Source organism: Bacillus sp. EB106-04-02-XG92 (assembly GCF_058791995.1).
Map to the genome: position 1 here is coordinate 1 of NZ_JBYTEA010000036.1, position 1,562 is coordinate 1,562.

Below are 1,562 nucleotides of genomic sequence, written 5' to 3' on the forward strand. Positions count from 1 at the left end.
GCAAAAACCTAAGTCGATTCGACTTAGGTTTTTTTGTGTCTATTTTTATGTGCGAAATGCCATAATCCATACATTTAGTAATCTTAAAGAGGGAAAAGACTAAAAGACTAAAATAGAGATTGTTTTAGATGAATTTTAAACGATGATCGGGTAAAGGGATATAAAGTAATACATTTAAATGTTAGTTGAAGGTAAGAATTACCTTTTTTTATGTTGATTCGGTTGTGGAATGACTAAAATATTTTACTTTTTATATGAAAGCGTTATGTAGAAAATAGCTATTCAGTTGTTTTTTTTACATAACGTTTTTTCGTTTTTAAAGGATTTCATATAAGAAAAAATCTATAATTAAGATAGTTAACATATATTTTTTGATGGGTGTGGGGGATTATGAAAGAAATATGCATGTTATTAGTGGCTGTTATGCTATGGGGGACAGCTATTGCACCAACAAAGTGGGCACTAGAATCTATTCAACCATTTACTTTGTTATTTATTCGCCTTTTCTTTGCTGGTGGGATCTGTTTACTATTCTCATTTAAAGAATTAAAAAGATCGGTTGCACATAAACAAGTACCATGGAAAAGGATGAGTTTACTGTCTTTTACAGGTGTAGCTGGTTACTTTATGTTCACATCCTACGGTATTTCTTTAACAAGTGGATTGCATGTTAGTATTATTGATGCTGCTTTACCTTTAGTTACAATTCTTTTTTCAGCGTTCTTTTTGAAAGAAAAAATTCAATTTAATTATTGGGTGGGTATTGTACTCGGGGCTGTTGGAGTACTTCTTATTACAATCCCATCTAGCAATGGAGATCAAAAGGTATCTTTAATAGGAGATACTCTTATTTTATTAAGTACTTTCTTATTTGCTTTCTATACAGTATTGCTGAAAAGGCCAAAACAAGAACAGTATCTATCAAACAATGTTTTTACAACATTAACTTTAATTATTGGAGCTGTTATTCTATTACCATTTGCAATGGCAGAAACGTTTTATTACGGTTTTCCGAAGATTGAAACATGGAATGCTGGACTAAGTGTAATATATCTTGTTATTGGGGCAACAATTTTAGCGTATTGGTTTTGGAATAGAGCGTTAGAGACAGTCTCGGCATCAGTAAGTGGATTATATTTAAATGCCTTACCGTTAATCAGTATTGTTGCTTCCATTGTTCTATTAAATGAATCTTTAACATGGAGAATAGTAATAGGTGGTAGCTTAGTTTTATTTGGAGTGATATGGGCAGATAAACGTAAGTTAATTGATTTATTTATGTCAGGCGATCGAAAATTTAAAGAGAATGAAGAATGTTAAAGTTTATAAGAGTATGTATATAACGTTTAATGAAAAGGATGTCTTGTGTAATAGGATGTCCTTTTCTTTATTTCGTTGAAATAGAAACAGAGGAAACGAATAACGAAGAGACCTTTGAAATTATTTTTATTATTAATTGAATAAAAGGTGTTGACGATTAGAGTATAGAGGTGTAATATAGAACAAGTCGCCGATGCAATAACGCAGAACGCGGCAAACGAAATAAAAAACTTAGTTGACAT

General features: G+C 31.2%; 1 protein-coding gene. It reads left to right on the plus strand.

Annotated elements, in window-relative coordinates; genetic code table 11:
- Positions 1-390: 390 nt before the first annotated feature.
- The gene (locus AC3WVA_RS29250; protein ID WP_492322430.1) at positions 391-1,320 is read left to right on the plus strand and encodes a DMT family transporter; all 930 of its coding nucleotides are present in this window, start codon (positions 391-393) and stop codon (positions 1,318-1,320) included.
- Positions 1,321-1,562 lie beyond the last annotated feature (242 nt).